Source organism: Streptomyces sp. NPDC088387 (genome assembly GCF_044753385.1).
In the GTDB taxonomy this organism is placed as follows: Bacteria; Actinomycetota; Actinomycetes; order Streptomycetales; family Streptomycetaceae; genus Streptomyces.
Map to the genome: position 1 here is coordinate 229,099 of NZ_JBIVNC010000014.1, position 17,599 is coordinate 246,697.

Consider the following 17,599-nt stretch of genomic DNA (forward strand, 5'->3'; position numbering starts at 1 on the left):
CGTGCGGAAGCGGGCCCTCATCATCGCGGCGCAGTTCTACGACAACCCGAGGCGGCAGCAGCTGCCCGGAGCCGGCGCTGATGCCAGGGAGCTGTCCAAGGTCCTGAGGGATCCGGCCGGCGGGGCGTTCGAGGTCGAGACCGTCATCGACGAGCCCAGCCATGTCATCAGGCTCGCCATCGAGCGCTTCTTCCGCGAGGCCGGCAGGGACGACCTCCTGCTGCTGCACATTTCGTGCCACGGACAGCGCAACCGGCGCGGCGAGCTCTACTTCGAGGTGAAGGACACCGACCCGGCGACACCGAGCTCCACCGGTATCGACTCGGGTTTCGTGGCCCGGCTCATGGAGGAGAGCACCGCGCGACGGATCGTCCTCCTGCTGGACTGCTGCTACAGCGGAGCCTTTGAGCTGGGGGCGCGGGCCGGTGTCGCGGACGTCGACGTCAAGCGCCTGTTCGGCGGGCGGGGCAGGGTCGTCCTCACGGCATCGACCTCGCTCCAGGTGGCGTACGAGAACGAGATGCGCTCCCGCGCGGTCGGTGAACCCAGTGTGTTCACGTCGGCGGTCGTCCGGGGTCTGGCGACCGGCGAGGCCGATCTCGACGGCGACGGACTCGTCTCCGTCCAGGAGCTGTTCTCCTATGTCGAGCGCAGGGTCTCCGAAGCCCGCCCCACGCAGACGCCCACGCTCAGCGTGGACGACGCCCAGGGCGCGATCTACCTGGCCACCAGCCCGCGAGGCCCCGTAGACCCGCGGGACGCGGCGCACGAGGGACTCTCGCCGCTCGGGGACGAGGTGCAGCGGGCCCTGTTCGCGCTCGTCGATCCCCGGTCCGAGCGGGCGTCCGCGCTGGTCCGGGCCGCGAGTCTGCCCGTCGAGGACGTGGTCACGCTGGCCGACCGGCTCTCCGGCCTGGGGATGCAGGAGCTGGCCTTCGGCCTCTTCAGCAGGGCGGGCGAGGCTCGCCGGATCGCGGACGTCGAAGCGCTGGTGACCCGGAGCCGGCAACGTGACCTCGGTACCTGGTGGCTCCGCTGGCTCGTCGAGGTCGCCGCCCGCCTTGACAGCTCGGACATCGTCACGCAGGCGCTGAGCAGGCAACTCGCCGCCGTGCGGGCGCACTTCGCCACCCTGCCCCCGAGCGAGCTGATCGTCCTCGTGGACTCGCTGCGCCTGCACTCCCTCGACCACGAGGCGTCGGAGACGCTGTGGGCGGCGGGAGACCGGACGGACGTGGCGGACGTACTCGCGGCACTGAGCGAGGCCGGCCGTTTCGGGGACGCGGGCTGGGTCCTCGCCGGAGCACTGGACGAGCCGCCGAAGCAGAACGCCGCAGCGCTCGACTGGCTCGTGAGCGCGGCCACCCGGCTGCCGATCGCCGCCGTGGCGACACTGACCCTGAGACTCGTACACCGTCATGTCGTCCCCCTCACCCACGCGCTGCCCCCGGCCGACCTGCTGGTCCTGGTGGACTCCTTCCGCGAGCACGACCGGGAGATCGAGGCCGCGGTGTTCCTCCGGGCCGCCGCCGAAAGACCGGATCTCCCGCAACTGCTCACCCTGCTCGGCGACTCGGGCCGCGCGGAGGACATCGCCTTGGTACTGACCCCGGCGAAAACGCGGCGCAGAGCCCGGCGGGCGGCCGCGACGGCTCTGGCGGCGACATCGCTCGACCCGGGCGTCCGCAGGCGGCTCCTGCACCGACGGCGGCCCGTCTCGACCCGCACGATCGATCTCAGTCTGTACTGGTCACAGCTACCCCTCTCGATGGCCTACGGAGTCTTCGCGCTGTACACCCACGGAACCGTGCGGACGATCGCCTTCATGACGTTCGTCGCGGTCATGGTCCTGTGGGGAGTCCTGTGCGTTCGGTGGTTCAGACTCTGCGTCTACGTCAACCAGATCATCTGGGGCAGTGGTGTGTTCGCCCTCATCGGCTGGATCCAGGCGGGCCTGGGTCTGAACTCCGGTCCCACCTCGCGTTCGTTCATGGTGCACATCGGCGTGCTCGGTGTGGTGGCCGTCCTGTTGTTCTGGCTGACCCGCAGCCCTGAACGGAGCCGGGCCTGGTGCCTGAAGGCCGTGCGGAACCTTCGGCGGCAGATGCCGGCCGCGCTGTTCCGTCTCGGCTCGTTGAGCGAGCAGCAGGGGGACCTCGAAAGTGCCCGGCGCTTCTACCGCCGAGCCGCCGCGTTCGGGGAGGCGCCGAGCGGTGAGTACCGCGACGCCGCGGACGAGATCACCGCGGACACCACCGCCGCGGACGCGGTCATCGCCATCGTCCGGCTGGAGACGCAGGGCCCGCCGGAGTGGGCGACGGACTGGTGCCTGCGTGTCGTCAAGTCCGAGTACACGACCAACACCGAGCCGACCGTGTTCGCGGCGACGGAACTCGCCCGCATCGACGCGGCCGCCTCCGACATCGAGAGCGCGGTCGCCTGGTACGACCACGCTCTCTCCGTCGAGCGGTACGGCGCCGGCACCAATCACCGCGCCCTCTACTGGTCCGCCGTCGCAGCGAGCGACGACGGGCCCGGTGTGCCGCGCAGACCGCCCGGCCCCTTCAAGGCCGCCGCCCGCTGGGTCTGGTCGCACTTCCACAAGCGACCGCTGGCCGCGACAGCGCTACTGGAATCGGGCCTTCTGCAAGCCCGCGAGGGACGCGACGCCGACGCACGCGCCCGCCTCGAACTCGCCGCCTACTTCGCCGATCCCAGACTGAAGACGCAACTGGCGGCCGCCCGACGGACTCTCCCTCCGCCACCTGCCGATCCACCCGGCGTCGAGGCCCGACCTCTGATGAACACCCGCCACAACGAGGACGACCCCACGGCGCCGACGACCCTGTCGACGTGACGCCTCCTGGATCAGACCGTTGCGAGTGACACCTCGGTCGACTTGATCAGCGCCACGACCGGGGAGCCGGTCACCAGGCCGAGGTCGGCGACCGCGTCCTTGGTGATCGCCGCGGTGAGTTCACCGCCGTCGACAGATACCTTGACCGTCGCCATCGCCCCGCCGGTCGCGACGTCGCTGACCGTGCCGGGCAGCTGGTTGCGGATGGACAGCCCGTCCACACGGCCGGTGGCGAGGGCGACCTCGGTGGACTTCATCATGGCGCGTACGGCGGAGCCCTCGGCGAGCCCCAGCTCCTTGACCGCTTCCAGGGTGATGGCCGCGGTGAGGTCCTGCCCGCCGTCGAGGCGTACCTTCACGGTCGCCATCACCTCGCCGGAGGTGACGGCGGTGACGGTGCCGGGAATCTGGTTGCGGATGCTCAGGCTCATGACGGGACGCCTCACAGAGGTAGCGAAATAGGTGGATTGCCGGGTATTGCACCGACTCGGCTCACAAACTATCCGTTTCTACGGCGCGCAGGACGCCCCCGTCGCATTCGCCACCCGCGACCGCACCCGCAGCTCGCAAATCAGCGAGAACTCGTGGTCCGGCGCCCTCGGAGCCCGGTGATGCCGGTCGACGTGACGCAGTCGTCCTGAATCCCGTTGTCCCCGGCGACCCACCTGGTTAGGTTCTGCCTCATGGCGGATGACGAGTCCACGCGCGCCGCGCGACTGCTGGACGCCCAGGCGAAGGCCGAGCAGCTCTTCGCGGAGATCGAGAAGCGCGAGCTCATCGCGCCCGGACAGGGAGAGCGGGCGGTCAGTGACGGCGTCCGGGACCTGGCGAACGAGCTGTTCGGCACGACCAGGCACTGGCACAAGCGGATCGTGCGCTCCGGACCCAACACGCTGAAGCCGTACCGGGAGAACCCGCCGGACCGGGTGTTCGGCACGGACGACATCGTGTTCGCCGACTTCGGCCCGATCTTCGAGGAGTACGAGGCCGACTTCGGCCGGACCTTCGTCCTTGGCGACGACCCGGTCAAGCACCGGCTGCGCGACGACCTGCCGCGGATTTTCACCGCGGGCAGGCGGTACTTCGAAGCCCACCCGGACATCACCGGGCAGCGGCTGCACACCGAGGTGGAGCGGCTGGCGAACGAGGCAGGGTGGGAGCTGGGCGGCTGGCACGCCGGACACCTCGTGGGAGAGTTCCCCCACGAGGTGATCGACGGCGCCCGCCCGGAGTCGTACATCACGCCCGAGAACAACACCCCGATGCGGCGCACGGACAAGGCCGGGCGCCGCTGTCACTGGATCCTGGAGATCCATCTCGTCGACCGGGAGCGGGAGTTCGGCGGCTTCTACGAGGAGCTGCTCACCCTCGGCTGAACCGCGCCCTCACCCCGCGCCCCTGCTCGCGTCTGCTCGGTCGCCCCGGCCTCGTGAAGTGCGAGCCAGACTCGGTCGCGGGTCAGGGGGAGCCGGGTGAAGCGGATGCCGGTGGCGTCGCGCAGGGCGTTGGCGAAGGCCGGGGCGACGGGGTTGAACGGGCTCTCGCTCATCGACTTGGCACCGAGCGGCCCGATGGCGTCCGCCGTCTCCATGAAGTGGACCTCGGGGCGGGGGACGTCGGCGTACTGGGGCAGCCGGTAGCGGCGGAAGGCGGCCGTCTCGACCTCACCGCGCACGTCGATACGGATGTGCTCGAAGAGTGTGGCGCCAGCGCCTGCGCGACGCCGCCCTCGACCTGGCCCCGGCACTGCATCGGGTTCATCACCTTGCCCGCGTCGGCCGCGTGGACGCTGCGCAGGATACGGATCTCGCCGGTGCCCGGGTCGACGGCCACCCTGAACCACTGGGCGTTGAAGGCGACCGAGCGTGGGGTGCCGCCGAAGTGGCCGTCGGCGGCGAAGTCGACACCGACCGCGCGGCCCGCCGCGTACAGCTCCTTCAGCGGGAGGCGGCCGTCCGGGTGGAGCACCGCCTCGTCCCCGAGCCGGCAGTCGGCCCGCGGGACGCGCAGATGGGCGGCGGCGAAGTCGAGCAGATGGTCGGCGAGGGCGCGGGAGGCACGCAGGGTGGCCTTGCCCGCGACCACCACACCGGTCGACGCGAAGGCGCCGGTGTCGTGGCGCACGACGTCGGTGTCGGACTGACGGACGGTGATCCGGTCGACGGTGGTGGCGAGTTCACCGGCCGCGATCTGCCGGTGCACGGTGGTGGTGCCGTTACCGAACTCCGCGGTGCCGACGGCGAGATCGAAGGTGCCGTCCGGCAGCAGCGTGGCCCTGGCGTCGGCGATGTGTCCCCCGGGCGGACCGGTGGCGATCATCGCGAGAGCGGCGCCCTCGCCCACCAGCCAGCCCTCGGGCACCACCTCGGCGGCGGGCTCCGCCTGGGCCCGGCGGACGATCCCCAGGCACTGGTCGAGGCCGTACGAGGCGATGTGCGGGTCCTCCTCCTCACCGCTCGGCGAGTGCATGGCCTCGCCGGGCCCGATGATGTTCCGAGCCTTGAACTCCAGGGGATCCAGGCCGAGTCGGCGCGCGAGTTCGTCGAGCGCGGACTCGACGGCGAACGTCACCTGGCCGAGTCCGTAACCACGGAAGGCGCCGGCCGGGACGGTGTGGGTGTACACGGAGTAGGCGTCGACCTTCTTGTGCGGCGCACGGTAGACGGCCGTCGACTCGCCGACGCTGTGGAACATCACGGCCGGGCCGTGGTTGCCGTACGCACCCGTGTTGGACACCACGCGCAGCCGCAGCGCGGTGAGGGTGCCGTCGCGGCGGGCACCGATCTTCACGCCGATGATGAAGGGATGCCGGGTGGTGGCGCCGTAGAACTGCTCGGCCCGGGTGTACTCCAGCTTCACCGGCCGCCGCAGCCGCAGTACGGCCAGCGCCACGATGTCCTCGACGAGCATCTCCTGCTTGCCGCCGAAGCCGCCGCCGACCCGGCCGGCGACGACCCGCACCTTGTCCTGCGGCAGGTCGTACAGCGCGCACAGGGCACGACGGGTCAGGAACGGCGTCTGCGTGCTGGACCGTACGACCAGGCGCCCGTCCTCGTCGAGCCAGGCCACCGCCCCGTGCGTCTCCAGACTGGCGTGCTGCACCCGCTGGGTCCGGAAGGTCTCCTCGTACACGGCGTCGGCCTCGGCGAACCCCGCCTCCACATCGCCGATCTCACCGTGCGCCTCACCCACGACGTTGGCCAGGGGACGGGAGATCCGGGCCGTGGCCGCGTCCTTGTCGTGGACGACGGGGGCGCCGGGGCGCATCGCCTCCTCCGGGTCGAGGACGGCGGGCAGCACCTCGTAGTCGACCTCGACACGGCGGCAGCCCTCCTCGGCGGCGGCCTCGCTGTCGGCGACCACGGCGGCGACACGCTGACCGACGTAGCGGACTGTGTCGTCGAGGACGCGGGTGTCGTCCGGATCCTCGGTGGGGTGTTCGTGGCGGGCGGTCGAGAAGTGCCGCTCCGGGGCGTCGTGATGGGTGAGCACGGCATGGACGCCGGGGACACGGAGGGCGGCGCTCGTGTCGATCGCGAGGACACGGGCGTGCGCGTGCGGTGAGCGCAGCAGCTTCATGTGCAGCAGGCCGGGAACGCCGATGTCGAAGGTGTAGCGGGCGGTGCCGGTGACGACCTGGGGTCCGGCCGGGGCCGGCAGATTCCGGCCCACGCTCTCACCCGGCTCCGGAGCCTCCACGTGGCTGACTCCCCGTACCGCGTCCTCGATGGCCCGGTAGCCGGTGCAGCGGCACAGGTTGCCCTTGAACGCCCTTGGCAGATCGGCCAGTTGGTCATCGTCGAGGGCCGCTGTCGTCATCAGGAACCCGGCGGTGCAGAAGCCGCACTGGAAGCCCTGCGCGTCGAGGAACCGCTGCTGTACGGGATGGAGTTCGCCGTCGGGGGACGCGAGCCCCTCGACCGTGGTGACCGTGCGGCCGTCGGCGCGGAAGGCGGGGTAGAGGCAGCTGTGTACGGGCTCACCGTCCACGTGGACGGTGCAGGCACCGCAGTCCCCGGCGTCGCAGCCCTTCTTCACCCCGAACCAGCCGCGCTCGCGCAGATAGGTACGTAGACACTGACCAGGTCGCGGTTCTTCCGCGTGGGAACGGCCGTTGACGTAGATCCTCATCGTGCTGCCCCGCTCATCGTGTGGCCTTCCGGCGCGAGCTCCCGGCGGATCTCCTCCGCGAAGCGGAGCGTCATGTGGCGCCGCCACTCGGGCAGTCCGTGGATGTCGTCGAACCACTCACCGTGCGCGACCGCGGAGTCGACGGCCGTTCGCAGCGTCTCGGCCGCCGGCGGCAACGGGAACCAAAGCCGCACGGGGCGGACCGTGGCGGCGGTGACCGTGACGGTCAGCGAGCCGTCAACCGGGTCCAGGGCCCCGATCACCAGCGCTCCGGAGCGGCCCAGACCGTACAGGGACGCCTGCCGGAACGCCGTACGACAGCCGAGCGCCCGGCGGGGCACAGTGACCGACCGCAGCAGCTCACCCTCCGCGAGATCCTTGCGACCGGCACCGGTCACGAAGCCGGCGACAGGCAACCGGCGACGAACGCCGTCCTGGGCACGCAGCAGACACTCCGCGTCGAGGGCGGCCGTCAGCGAGATTATCGGGCCTGCCGGGAGGGCGTTGCAGAGGTTCCCGCCGACCGTGGCCATGTTCCAGATCTTGAACGAGGCGAGGAACGCCCGGCAGCACTGCTCGAACAGCGGCGCCGCCTCGGCGTCGAGGCCCTTCGCGAAGCAGGAGAGCTGGGCGATCGTGCACGTGGCGGCGATCTCCACCGAGCCGTCGTCGAGCACCCGCACGGGCGGCCAGCCGGTACGGCTCAGATCCACCAGGCGGCGCACATGCGACTGCGGTTCGGAGAAGAGATAGGTGCCGCCACCGAGCCAGGCATCACCCGGCCGCCAGGGCGCGGAGTGTCGGGCGTCGCGTATCTCGACCACCGTGTTGAGGTCCATGGCCGTCAGTGAAGCAACGCGGCGGGGCCGGGACGACTGGTTCACCACACGGAATCACCGACGTTTCCGACCCACCGATTGGAGGATCAACCAGGAGGCATACCGCCCACTTGCCCTTGCACTTACGATGCGACGACTCACATTCACCTGGTGAATGCGAGGTGCCGGGCACGCGCCCCCGTGTCCGGCGATCACACAGGAAGCCAGAGCACGTATGCACGTCGAACACCTCTTGACGGACGAGTCCCTCGGGCTGCGACTGCTGTGGGCGAAGGACGCCCTGCTGCGCGAGGAGATCAGCGGGGTGACCGTCACCGACCTGGAGGACCCCGCCCGCTTCGTGCGGGCCGGCGAGGTGGTGCTCAGCGGACTGGTCTGGTGGACACCGCAGGACGGTCACGACCGCGCGGAACGGTTCGTCTCCGCACTCAAGGACGCGGGCGCCGCTGTCCTGCTGGCAGGCGAGGAGACCCACGGCTCGGTTCCCGAGACCCTGGTCGAGGCATGCGTACGGCACGACATCCCGGTGGCCGCCGTCCCGGCACACATCATGTTCCGGACCGTCACGGAGCGCGTCTACCTCCAGCAGTGGGGTGACCTGAGCCGCCACCACGCGCTCCCGGACCACGTCCGTGACCGGCTCGGGCGCCTCCTCGCGCAGCATGCCGGCCCGGACGAGATCCTCACGACAGCCTTCGCCCATGTCACGGACGCGGCCGTCGCGTACGTCCTCACCCCGACCGGCCGCACCGTCGCGGCCACACCGAACGCGCACGCCGTCTCCGCCTACGAGGTCGCGCGGCTCCTGAAGGAGGGCGCCGGGGCCACCGGGGCTACCGGGGCCGCCGTAGCCGTCGACTCGGACAGCGCCTCCGCCTACGAACGCTGGCGGCTGTATCTGCCGGGCGCGGTACCGCCGCGGCTGCTGCACGAGGTGGCCGCGATCCTGGGTCGCTGTCAGGAGTCACAGGTACGGCGGCGGGCCGCCGGGGAGGGGGCGGTGGACCGGCTTGGAGCGCTGCTCGTGGCGGATGCCGGTCGCGCAGCGGATGCCGCCGATTCCTACGCCGCCGTCGAGCGGGGGCCTGGTGCGGTCGAGGGCGGGCTGCGGGCCTGCGGTATGCCCACGGAGGGCCCGTACCGCGTCGTCACGGCCGCGACGAGTGTGGGGCGGGGGCGGCAAGGTGGCTCGACGCAGGCGGCACCGACGGGTGCGCGGGAAGGGGTCGCGCTCGCGGCACTGCGGGAGGTGATCGCGTACGCCTGTCCCGGCCCGGCGGCTATGGGGAACCTGCCGGACGGCACGGCCTTCGCGGTGCTGCCGGAGACGGCCGAGGTGGCGGCGCTCGACGTTGGCTGGCGGCTTGTCGCCGCACACGATCCGGCGGTGCTGCTGCACGGCGGCATCGGCTCACCGGCCGCCACCCCCGGCGACCTGCCCGGTGCGTTGACCGAGTCTCGCTACGCCCTCGCCTCGTCCCGCGGCACCACTCCGGACGCCTCACTTCTCACCGACGCCACGACTCTCACCACCCTCGACACCCTGCTGACCGGCGTCCCGGCCGCCGTCCGCGCCACCTACAGCCGTACCGTCCTGGGGCCTCTGCTCGACACCACGAACGCGTCCGCCGGCCCGCTCCTGGAGACGCTGAGGACCTTCCTGGCCTGTGATGGATCGTGGGCGCGCACCGCGGAGGTGCTGCACCTGCACGTCAACACCGTCCACTACCGGGTGCAGCGCATCGAGCACTTCACCGGCCGGGACCTGTCCCGGCTCGCCGACCGCATCGACCTGTGGTCGGCGTTGATGTGCGGGGCGGACGCGGCTGCGACGGGGGCCGGGGATGGCGCGGGGGCGGGAGGTGCTGGACCTGCCGGAGGCGTCGGAGCTGCCGGACGTGTCGGAGGTGTTGGGGGAGTTGGGGGTGTCAGAGGTGTTCCGGGCGATCGACGTACACGTTCGTCGACTTCACGCGCGCGGTGACAATGCCGGCCCACACCGTCGATCACGCGATTCCCGGACCCGTCCCGCCCCATCGGCAGCCGTCCGCCGTCCGCCCACCGACGCACAGTCTCCGGACTCACCCCAGCAGGCGTGCGGCCTGCCCAGTGCTGTACGTCGGCACACCAAAACCCCAGACCCTTCCACGCACCCCACCTCTGCGTGAAATGCGGCTACGGAGTGGCACGCAGGAGGACGAGCGATCCGTCGTAGGTGGGTCGGGTGCGCAGGTGCCCGAAAGCCTCGTCCCAGGCGCCCGAACCCAGGGCGCGGCGCAGAGACGCGTCGAAGCCCTGGCGGGCGCGGTCGTCGATGAAGCTCCAGGCCGAACAGGCCTGGCGGGCCCCGGGGTCGAGGAGCATCTCCGGACGGCCGTAGTACGCCTCGTTGAAGCCGTCGGTGCAGTCCAGCGGGACGGGGACGGGCTGGACGACGGTGGTGCCGCCGAGTGCGGCGGTGAGGTGGCGCAGGGGCGGGTAACGGCGGGCTTCGGTCTCAAGGACCTCGGGCGCGTACTCGTAGAGCCAGAAGTCGCGCACGCGCGCGGGGTCGCAGGTCAGCACGGCGACGGGGCCGCGGGTGACGCGTCGCATCTCACGCAGGCCCGCCGCGGCGTCGGACCACTGGTGGACGCTGAAGAGGGTCATGGACGCGTCGAACTGCCCGTCGGCGAAGGGGAGGTCCTCGGCGACGGCGTCGATCGCGGTGGCAAGCTCGGCGGGACGCTGGGCGCGCATGGCGAGGGACGGCTCGACCGCGGTGATCGTGTGCGCGGCCGTCTCATAGGAGCCGGTGCCGGCGCCGACGTTGAGCACGGTACGTGCGTCGCCGAGCGCCTCGGCGATCACGCGGGCGATACGCCCGTCGGGGCGGCGGTACGTGGTGTATCCGGCACCGAGAGTGCGGTAGTCGACGTCGCCGGCACTGTTGTCGTCAGTACGCATGACCATGGAGGAGACCTCGCCTTGTGGGCAGGGGCGGGGCGCCGGCATAAGCGCCCCGAACGGCACCCACCATCTTGCATCTGCGATGATAGATCTCATATATCGCTGGTGAATGCTTGGCGGATCAGCCAATCGGGGTTGCAGATGAGCTCTGTGGTTTGGAGCTTGTGCTGGAGGATGCGGGGTCCCAGGGTTTTTGTGGCCCTGTGGCCCTGTGGCCCTGTGGCCCTGTGGTCGGCGTGTGGGCGGGGTCGCGTGTCATTGCCGGCTGATTGTCCTGCGCGGCAGCAGCACCCAGGGAGAGTCGTCATCCGCCTGCGGCATCCTCGGCCTCCCAGTGCAGCAGGTCGCCCGGCTGGCACTTGAGCAGCTCGCAGAGTGCGGCGAGCGTCGCGAACCGTACTGCTTTGGCGCGGCCGTTCTTGAGTACGGCGAGGTTGGCGGGCGTGATGCCCATGCGGTCCGCGAGTTCACCCACGGACATCTTCCGCCTGGCCGGCATGACGTCGACGTCGACGGCGATCGGGATCAGATGACCTCGTCCAACTCGGCCTGGAGCTGCGTCGCTTGCACATCGCGGGCGACGGCCTGGGCGAGCAGCATCCGTAGCAGGAGCACGATGAGCGCGACCCCGAGGATGGCCACGCCGATCCCGCCCATGATGAGGGTGACGCCCGGGTCCTCGCGCTGGCCCGGTGCGTTGATGCCGGTGACCGTGAACCACACGAGGGCAGCCGCCACGATCGAGCCGATGACGCCGTCCACGGACCGGAAGGCGGCGTGGGAGAACACGGTTCCGTGTCGCACCATCGTGACCAGCCGCCATACGCAGACCAGAGCGACCTGCACCGACACCATGCCTAGTGCTGTGACCACCCGCAGCGAGGTCAGCGGGAGTGATCCGTCCTCCGGGTCGTTGCCACTGATCAATGCCCACACCATGAGTGCCTGTAGGAACACGGTGCCGGCGAGCACCATCACGAGCACGGTGCGCAGCGCACGTACGGTCAGTTTGCCCACGACCTGTCCTTCCATCGAGTTACGATGGGAATCTATCGAAAATCGATAGGCACAACAAGTGCTGGGGTGAAGGGCGGGTTGTTTAAGGCACGCGCAGGGCGTGGAGTGGCGTGGCGCCGCTAGGAAGAGACGGATCCCCGGGTGCCGGTCGGGACGGCCGGTGCGCTCCAACTGGCCAGAAGAGCCAGGGCTTCGGCGGAGGACGACCCGGGTTCGGCGGTGTACAGGCACATGGTCTGATCCGGGTCGCTTGAGAAGGTCAACGCCTCATGGTGCACGGTCAGTTCGCCCACCACGGGGTGGTGAAGATCCTGCGTCCCGTCACTACAGTCGTCGAGGCGGTGGCTTGCCCACCACACGTTGAACTCCGGCACCTTGACGCAGGCTTCGCCGATGAGTTCGTTGAGGCGAGCGTCGTCGGGGTGGCGCCCTGACGAGAGGCGGAGGTTGGCCACGATGACCTGGGCGATCGCCTGCCAGTCGTCGTAAAGTTCCCGCGCCGAGGGGTTGAACAGGACGAATCGCGCGAAGCTGCGCTCCCGAGTCGGCAGGGCGTTGAAGTCCGTGATGAGGGCGCGGGCCAGATGGTTCGAGGCCAGTACGTCGAGTCGGTGATTGACGACGAAGGCCGGTGCGACGCTGCCCACCACCTCCAGCATCTGGTGCACCTTCGGGCGTACGCGCTGAGGCTGCGTACGCTCCCGCGGAGGCTTCGCGCTGCGCGGGCGGGCGATGTGAAAGAGGTAGTCCCGCTCGACGGGGCTCAGCCGCAGGGCGCGAGCCACGGCGTCCAGCACACTGTCGGAGACCTTGGGATGCCGGCCCTGTTCCAGGCGGGAGTAGTAGTCGGCACTCACGCCGGCCAGGTGGGCCACCTCCTCGCGACGCAGCCCCGGAACCCGCCGGGCGCCGCCGTTCCACTCCATGCCGACCATTTCCGGAGTCAGGCGGGCGCGGTGAGAGCGGAGGAAGTCTCCCAGCTCGGCGTTCTGGTCCATGCGTCCATTGTGTGCCCACGGCGGCCCGTACGTGCCGTGGAGGGTGGCCCAGCTGGACCTAGGTTCGGGTGGGTGCACGTCGACGGCCCAGCGTGCCCTTGAGCGTGCCAGCCTCGGTGTGGGGCTGAGCCTGCGCCCGCCGGGGACACATGTCCGCCGCGTCGGCAGTTTCTCACCCGGCGATTTCACGATGACGAAAAACTGGAGAATCCCATGACAACCTCAACATCCAAGATCATCTTGGTCACCGGAGCAAGCAGCGGTATCGGCGCGGCCACCGCCAAGGCTCTGGCGGCCGCAGGACACCACGTGGTGCTGGGCGCCCGTCGGGTCGACCGACTGGCCGACGTGACGGACACCATCAAGGCGGCGGGCGGCTCCGCCGAGTACGCAGAACTCGATGTGACAAGCCTGGACAGCGTCAAGGCCTTTCTCCGTGCCGCGCATGAGCGGCACGGACGGATAGACGTACTGGTCAACAACGCCGGTGTCATGCCGCTGTCCCCTCTGATCATGGAGCGGACCCAGGACTGGGACCAGATGATCGACGTGAACGTACGTGGCGTTCTGCACGGCGTCGCCGCGGCACTGCCGCTGATGAAGGCCCAGGGCTCGGGTCACTTCATCAACGTCGCCTCCACCCTCGGTCACGAGGTGGTTCCCACGGCAGCCGTCTACAGCGCGACGAAATACGCGGTGCGGGCCATCTCGGAAGGCATCCGCAAAGAGAACAGCGATGTCCGCGTGACCATCGTGAGCCCGTCGTTCGTCGAGTCGGAACTGATCCAGGGAGGCGATCCCGGCACCATGGCGTGGGTCCAGGGCATGGCGGACAAGCTCGCACTTCCCGCGACAGCCATCTCGGACGCCATCGTGTACGCGGTGAACCAGCCCGACGGCGTCGACGTCAACGAGCTTGTACTGCGGTCGATTCTGGACGCGGCGGTCTAAGGGGTTTCGTTCGGATCAGGGAGTCTCCTCTGATCCGAACGACCCGGCTCAGCCACCGGGATACCCGGCCTCCCGCTGCTTGCACCCGCGTCCGAAGTCCAGTGAGCCCCGGTGTCGCGGGCACGTCCCCCGCGGGCGTCCTCGCGCCGCAACGCGAGTTGCTCCTGCTCTCCGGTGCAGAGTCGCAGGATTACGCCGAGCAGGTCGACGACATCCTCGCCGTGCGGTGCGCCGACATCGAGGTGTGGATGCCGGGCACCCCCAGGGCCTCACCCGTTCCCGGCGGCCACGTACAGGGGGTAGGCGAAGAGGTCGTGGCAGCGGAGGGTGCGGCCGCCGACGTTGACGATTTTGTTCTCCGAGACCGACCGCACGCGGTAGAGCGCCGTGATGGTGCGCATGTCGCCCTTGATGCCGCCGTTGCGTACCAGGATGTTGACGGGCGTGGCGTAGTCGTCCCGCGATGTGTCTGAGCGGGCGCTCGCTGCGGGCGTCGCGCCGGCGTCGTTCAGCGTGCTGAGCAGGACGTTGAGTGCGGTCATCATCGAGTAGGCGCGCTCGGTGGGTTCGTCGTCCCAGTAACCTTCGAGCAGGTACACGAACATGCCCGTCGCCACCTCGTCGCGGACGCCCGCCGCGTCGCGCGACGACGGGTTCTCCAAGGGGTTCGACACCCATACGGCGAGTTCGCGCAGTCCGCGCGGGCCACTGTCTCCGTCCAACGTGAAGATCACCTTCCGCGCCCGCATGGTTTCCAGTACGAATGTGGCCTGTCCTTCGTCCACGTCGTGCAGGGATGCCGGGCGGTCCGTGCGCAGTTCGCCCTTCTTCCGCAGATGGCGGGTCACGGACTCGGCCAGTTCGTGGTCGTTCGCGGCGCGTTCCTCCGACCCCCGCTGGTGTTCGACCACGGGACCGGTGAGGCCGAGGGCGACCCGCCACTGACGGTTCCTGGCCTTCGTGGCCGTCGCGCCGATCTGCTCGGCGTAACTCACCAGCCGGGGCCGGTCGATGTACAGGTAGTCCCGGAGCACGGGCGATCCCTCCTCGCAGGAGCACAGGACGTCACCTGGGCGCTCAGCCGCGGTCCCGGCGGGTGATCAGGTGGTCGCGCGCCTCTTTGAGCGCGCGTCGCTCGGTGCGCGGCAGAGACTTCCCCTCGCGCGACGCCAGCCAGGTCTGGAGGACGGCAATGGCCTGATCACGAGCCTCGGAGTCCGTCGGCTCACCGTCGGCCATCAGCAGCGCCAGCACGGTCCGGCTCATGGTGCTCCGGTCCCCGGAGAACTCGCCACGGTCCATCGCGGCGAGCACCGCCAGACCGTGCTCCAGGGCGTTGCCCCGGTAGTCGTCGTCATCGTCCCATTCATCGCCCGACCGCCAGAGATCGCGAAAGGCCAGGGCCGCGTTGTAGCGGGCCATCGCACGCAGGTCCGTTTCCTCGTCCGGCAACAGCGCCAGCGCGCTCTGGAGATGGTCGGCGGCACGCCGCAGGAGGGATCTGTCGACTCCGGCGTCGCTCCAAGACTGCTTGGGGAGCGCCCCACCGAGTTTGAGGTGCGCCCCGGCCGTGGTGACTGGGAAACGGTAGGCATCGACGTACCGCAGGATCGCCTCGCTCTGCCGGATACCCTCCTCCCGGTCGCCCGCCGCGTCGGACGCCTCGGACTGACGCAGCGCGAAGAGGACTTCCCGGGCGGGCTCGAGCTCGGTGGGGTCGTCGGAGAAGGCCTGGTCGGCGAGTGCCGCGATCTCGGCGATCATCGCGGAGCCCGACCAGTCGGACTCCGTCTCGCCCGTGGCGAGTTCCCTCGCCCGCAACAGCACGATCATGTCCGTGCCGTTGGGTTCCACCTCGCCGTCCATCAGCATGAGTATCAGGTCGTCGAAGTCGGCAGGTCTCATCCGCGCCCTCCGGTAGGCGAGTTCGGCGGGGCAGGGTGCATCCGCACGATGCCCCAGCGGGCGGGACGCCAACCCTGGCCCGTCGGAACGCCGGGGGATCAACGGGCCCCGCCCTTGGAGGCGTTGCGGGATCGCGTCCAGTGCAGTGCGCAGCCGAGGGGCATGGTCGGATGGCCGCGACACGTGTCCGAGCGGCGCGACCGCGTGTGCTCTGGGTTAGCCGACCCGCGGGCTTTGAGGCTCGTGCGGGGCCCTGCGGGTGACGCCGCTGATCGACTCAGATGTGTGTCAGTGCGGTGTGAGGACCTCCGGGCATGAGCTACGACCTGGCTGTCTGGGACGGGGAACAGCCGCCGGATGACAAGACTGCCGGTCGTGTCTTCGACGACTCGTACGACCGCTTTCTCGACGGTGAACGCGAGGAGCCTGCGTCCGAACACATCAAGGCCTACGTCACCGCGCCTCTTGAGCGTTGGCGCGACATCACGGAGGACGCGGAAGAGACCTCGCCATGGTCGGTCGGACCGTTGACCGATTGTGCAAGCGGTCCACTCATCTACTTCGGGATGGATCTGGGCCGCCCCGCAGAGCCAGATCTGTCCGGCGTGCGGCGTATGCAGGACAACGGCCTCATCCAGGGTGACGACGAGGTCCGTGGGCCCCGGCTGACCCGCACGGTGTACTCCGTCACGCCGATGGTGTCAGGGGGCGTCCGGTGTTGTGGGTTCGGGGGCCGCCGGTGTGCGCCACAGGTGGAGGCTTTCGGCGTCGTGGAGTGCCTTTGTGGCTTGGTGGCGTTGGGAGGCGGTGAGGTCGAGGGCGGTGAGCCGACGGCGCCAGTTGTCGATGCCGTCGATGCCGGCAGTGTCTTCGATGCCGACGGTGTCGTCGAGTGCTGTGGCGATTTCGATGAGGGTGGCGAGGGTTGTGGCGACGTCGACTGTGGGTGCGGTGGCCTCGTGTTTGCGCAGGGCTGTGGTGAGGACCCGGAGGGCGGTACGGTCGTCGTTTTTGAACTCGCTGAAGATACGGGCGTTGTCCAGTGCTCTGGCGAGGCCTGTGAGGTTCTTCGAGCCGCCGTACTCCAGCTCCTCGGGTTCGTCCCGCTGGATGAAGATGATTGAGTTCCCGGACGGGTCGATCACGGTGAACCGGGTTGCTCCGGGCCGGAGTCGGGTGATGCGAGGTCGTCCTTTAGCCGGGATTTTGCCGTATGCGGCGCGCAGTGCCCGGGTGAACTCGGAGTGGTAGGGGGCGACGTCGTCGACCATGACGAGGCAGCCGGCGGTGTCTTCCTGGCTCGGGTCCATGTTCTTCGGCGGTTTTCCGAAGTGCAGTGCGAAGCCGCTCCATTCCAGTGCGAGGTAGAGGTAGGGGCGGGTCTGTTGGTAGGTGACGTGGAACCCGAGGGCTTGGTAGAACTCCAGCGTTTCTTCCACTGACACGCACGGCATCACCGGCACCGTGGTCTCGTTCGCCCGTACTGCTGCTTCGGTCATGCCTGCCGCCTTCGACTGCCGTCCTGAATCGGGTCTCCGAGGTTGCCGCAAATCTGGTTCCGGCGCCTATGAGACTTTTACGGCGTCCTTATCTATGCAGGTCAAGTGGCCGATGTGTGGGTGGCGTTGGCTGGTTGGTGGGGGTGCCTGGCTGGCCGGTGGTGGGTGTGGTTTAGGTGGTGGGTTGGGGGTGGGTGGTGGTGTGGATGGTGGTGGTGTAGGTGGGTTGGTTGTTTTGGGTTCCGGTGATGTGGTGGGTGGTGTGGGTGCTGGTTGGGGTGTGGGTGCTGGTTGGGGTGCTGGTGCCGGTGTCGGTGCCGGCTGGGGTGCTGGTGCTGGTGCTGGTGCTGGTGTGGGTGGTGGTGGTGATGTGGGTGGGTTGGTCGAGTTCTGTGTATTTGTGGTAGGTGCAGGTGATGTGGGTGATGTAGGGGGTGTGGGGGGTGGTGTGGG

Annotated in this window: 13 protein-coding genes and 3 pseudogenes; 4 read left to right on the forward strand and 12 right to left on the reverse strand. The window is 69.5% G+C overall.

Going from position 1 to position 17,599, the window contains the following annotated elements:
* Window position 1: 1 nt before the first annotated feature.
* Complete coding sequence (locus ACIQAC_RS31750; protein WP_402197095.1) at window positions 2-2,857, forward strand: caspase family protein; 2,856 nt, start codon at window positions 2-4, stop codon at window positions 2,855-2,857.
* A gap of 11 nt (window positions 2,858-2,868) precedes the next feature.
* On the opposite strand, the gene ACIQAC_RS31755 is transcribed toward ACIQAC_RS31750, so the two are convergent.
* Window positions 2,869-3,288 (reverse strand): molybdopterin-binding protein, encoded by a 420-nt coding sequence (locus tag ACIQAC_RS31755; RefSeq protein ID WP_402197098.1) that lies wholly within the window; start codon window positions 3,286-3,288, stop codon window positions 2,869-2,871.
* Between the two features lie 252 nt (window positions 3,289-3,540).
* Between ACIQAC_RS31755 and ACIQAC_RS31760 the strand changes: the two genes are divergently transcribed.
* Window positions 3,541-4,233 (forward strand): M24 family metallopeptidase, encoded by a 693-nt coding sequence (locus ACIQAC_RS31760; RefSeq protein WP_402197100.1) that lies wholly within the window; start codon window positions 3,541-3,543, stop codon window positions 4,231-4,233.
* Here the strand turns inward: ACIQAC_RS31760 and ACIQAC_RS31765 are convergent.
* Window positions 4,206-6,988: pseudogene (locus ACIQAC_RS31765) on the reverse strand (molybdopterin-dependent oxidoreductase). The gene ACIQAC_RS31760 and the pseudogene ACIQAC_RS31765 overlap by 28 nt on opposite strands.
* Window positions 6,985-7,827 carry an FAD binding domain-containing protein gene (locus ACIQAC_RS31770; RefSeq protein WP_402197103.1) on the reverse strand — a complete coding sequence of 281 codons (843 nt, stop codon included), beginning with the start codon at window positions 7,825-7,827 and terminating at the stop codon, window positions 6,985-6,987. The pseudogene ACIQAC_RS31765 and the gene ACIQAC_RS31770 overlap by 4 nt, the downstream one beginning before the upstream one ends.
* Before the next feature lie 214 nt (window positions 7,828-8,041).
* Here ACIQAC_RS31770 and ACIQAC_RS31775 point away from each other — a divergent pair, with 214 nt between their 5' ends.
* On the forward strand, window positions 8,042-9,811 hold the full coding sequence (locus ACIQAC_RS31775) for a PucR family transcriptional regulator (RefSeq protein ID WP_402197106.1): 1,770 nt from the start codon (window positions 8,042-8,044) through the stop codon (window positions 9,809-9,811).
* Window positions 9,812-9,822: 11 nt separating this feature from the next.
* Here the strand turns inward: ACIQAC_RS31775 and ACIQAC_RS31780 are convergent.
* The 5 genes and pseudogenes from ACIQAC_RS31780 to ACIQAC_RS31800 form a co-directional block, all read right to left on the reverse strand.
* Window positions 9,823-9,953, reverse strand: a pseudogene (locus tag ACIQAC_RS31780) (helix-turn-helix domain-containing protein); the annotation flags it as partial.
* 49 nt (window positions 9,954-10,002) lie between these two features.
* Window positions 10,003-10,779, reverse strand: coding sequence for a class I SAM-dependent methyltransferase (locus ACIQAC_RS31785; protein WP_402197107.1), 777 nt, complete (start codon window positions 10,777-10,779; stop codon window positions 10,003-10,005).
* Window positions 10,780-11,080: 301 nt separating this feature from the next.
* A complete protein-coding gene (locus tag ACIQAC_RS31790) occupies window positions 11,081-11,302 on the reverse strand; it encodes a helix-turn-helix domain-containing protein (protein ID WP_402197154.1) in 222 nt (73 codons plus the stop codon).
* Window positions 11,302-11,793 (reverse strand): DUF2975 domain-containing protein, encoded by a 492-nt coding sequence (locus ACIQAC_RS31795; protein WP_402197157.1) that lies wholly within the window; start codon window positions 11,791-11,793, stop codon window positions 11,302-11,304. The genes ACIQAC_RS31790 and ACIQAC_RS31795 overlap by 1 nt, the downstream gene beginning before the upstream one ends.
* Window positions 11,794-11,912: 119 nt before the next feature.
* Window positions 11,913-12,791 carry a helix-turn-helix transcriptional regulator gene (locus ACIQAC_RS31800; protein WP_402197110.1) on the reverse strand — a complete coding sequence of 293 codons (879 nt, stop codon included), beginning with the start codon at window positions 12,789-12,791 and terminating at the stop codon, window positions 11,913-11,915.
* 213 nt (window positions 12,792-13,004) lie between these two features.
* Between ACIQAC_RS31800 and ACIQAC_RS31805 the strand changes: the two genes are divergently transcribed.
* Window positions 13,005-13,742, forward strand: coding sequence for an SDR family oxidoreductase (locus ACIQAC_RS31805; RefSeq protein ID WP_402197111.1), 738 nt, complete (start codon window positions 13,005-13,007; stop codon window positions 13,740-13,742).
* 269 nt (window positions 13,743-14,011) lie between these two features.
* Here the strand turns inward: ACIQAC_RS31805 and ACIQAC_RS31810 are convergent, their stop codons facing one another.
* The 4 genes and pseudogenes from ACIQAC_RS31810 to ACIQAC_RS31825 form a co-directional block, all read right to left on the reverse strand.
* Window positions 14,012-14,776 (reverse strand): hypothetical protein, encoded by a 765-nt coding sequence (locus tag ACIQAC_RS31810; protein WP_402197113.1) that lies wholly within the window; start codon window positions 14,774-14,776, stop codon window positions 14,012-14,014.
* Window positions 14,777-14,819: 43 nt separating this feature from the next.
* Window positions 14,820-15,647 carry a hypothetical protein gene (locus ACIQAC_RS31815; RefSeq protein WP_402197115.1) on the reverse strand — a complete coding sequence of 276 codons (828 nt, stop codon included), beginning with the start codon at window positions 15,645-15,647 and terminating at the stop codon, window positions 14,820-14,822.
* A gap of 701 nt (window positions 15,648-16,348) precedes the next feature.
* Entirely contained in the window at window positions 16,349-17,146 is a 798-nt protein-coding gene (locus tag ACIQAC_RS31820; protein WP_402197118.1) for a glyoxalase, read from the reverse strand.
* Window positions 17,147-17,318: 172 nt separating this feature from the next.
* Window positions 17,319-17,599: pseudogene (locus ACIQAC_RS31825) on the reverse strand (hypothetical protein); the annotation flags it as partial.

Excerpts from the sequence above, each read along its gene's own strand:
- ACIQAC_RS31800 (WP_402197110.1), bottom strand. The coding sequence starts at position 12,791 with ATGGACCAGAACGCCGAGCTGGGAGACTTCCTCCGCTCTCACCGCGCC.
- ACIQAC_RS31805 (WP_402197111.1), top strand. The coding sequence starts at position 13,005 with ATGACAACCTCAACATCCAAGATCATCTTGGTCACCGGAGCAAGCAGC.
- ACIQAC_RS31755 (WP_402197098.1), bottom strand. The coding sequence starts at position 3,288 with ATGAGCCTGAGCATCCGCAACCAGATTCCCGGCACCGTCACCGCCGTC.
- ACIQAC_RS31815 (WP_402197115.1), bottom strand. The coding sequence starts at position 15,647 with ATGAGACCTGCCGACTTCGACGACCTGATACTCATGCTGATGGACGGC.
- ACIQAC_RS31775 (WP_402197106.1), top strand. The coding sequence starts at position 8,042 with ATGCACGTCGAACACCTCTTGACGGACGAGTCCCTCGGGCTGCGACTG.
- ACIQAC_RS31760 (WP_402197100.1), top strand. The coding sequence starts at position 3,541 with ATGGCGGATGACGAGTCCACGCGCGCCGCGCGACTGCTGGACGCCCAG.
- ACIQAC_RS31785 (WP_402197107.1), bottom strand. The coding sequence starts at position 10,779 with ATGGTCATGCGTACTGACGACAACAGTGCCGGCGACGTCGACTACCGC.
- ACIQAC_RS31770 (WP_402197103.1), bottom strand. The coding sequence starts at position 7,827 with ATGGACCTCAACACGGTGGTCGAGATACGCGACGCCCGACACTCCGCG.
- ACIQAC_RS31820 (WP_402197118.1), bottom strand. The coding sequence starts at position 17,146 with ATGACCGAAGCAGCAGTACGGGCGAACGAGACCACGGTGCCGGTGATG.